Raw genomic sequence first — 878 nt, forward strand, 5'->3', positions numbered from 1 at the left:
CGTTGTACGCAACCGATGTGAAGGACACTGCAAAATGATAGATAAAGAAAAAATACCAGAGCAAACCTATAATGAGCTGATTGACTTGTTGGGATATGATAAGGCTGAAGAATTTCTAAATCGAGAGCATTATAATTTCCGTGCGATTCAAATGAAAATCCTATCGGAAAGTATGAAAAGACGATTTGGAAAAAGATTCTGGATTTACTTTTGGATTATAGCAGTAATAATTGCCGTGATATATGAAATACTAAGGGCAAACTATATTATTTAATGACAAGTAATGAAAAACTGGATTAATAGACTTTTAGAAAATAAACTATACAGTTATCTGATGATTGGATATATGATTATTCAGTTATCGACTTTACTTTTTCATTCGGGAATACTTTTTCTCACATATGAAATTATTTTCATCGCCGCTATTTTGATTGCAATAATTTGGATTTTTAAAGACTATAAAACTAACAGAACGCTAATAACAGTTGGATTAACAACCGCCCTCAATTTCATTGTGAACCTGATTTTGACAATTGTATATATTCCAACTTTGATTTTGAATCCAAAAATTAACTGGGCTTTAGAAAATGGTGGTGGAGAATCTGACCCAATGATTTTATTGGCTTTTTTCCCAGGAGTACATTTTATTGTAGCCTCAATAATATTTCTAATTTGCGGACTAATTTGCTGGTTGATGATTAAAAAATAAACGGCAGCGTACAACACGCCGCTATAGCGCATAGCAGAGTCAGTGGTGTTTTGGTCATGCAGATTCCCGCATCGATAGTCTCGTCCTCTCGGACGGACAATCTCAACGCAAATCTGCTACAGCGCCATGCGGCCAACCGTTAGAGCGTAATATGGAACGACATGACGAC

General features: G+C 35.4%; 2 protein-coding genes. Both read left to right on the forward strand.

The window, feature by feature from the left end; all coding sequences use genetic code 11:
* On the forward strand, positions 1 to 274 hold a 274-nt coding region (locus KEM09_RS21825; protein ID WP_212232083.1), incomplete at its 5' end, for a hypothetical protein.
* A 9-nt stretch (positions 275 to 283) separates the two neighbouring features.
* A complete protein-coding gene (locus KEM09_RS21830) occupies positions 284 to 709 on the forward strand; it encodes a hypothetical protein (RefSeq protein WP_212232085.1) in 426 nt (141 codons plus the stop codon).
* Positions 710 to 878: the final 169 nt, after the last annotated feature.

Source organism: Carboxylicivirga mesophila (assembly GCF_018271975.1).
GTDB classification, from domain to species: Bacteria; Bacteroidota; Bacteroidia; order Bacteroidales; family Marinilabiliaceae; genus Carboxylicivirga; species Carboxylicivirga mesophila.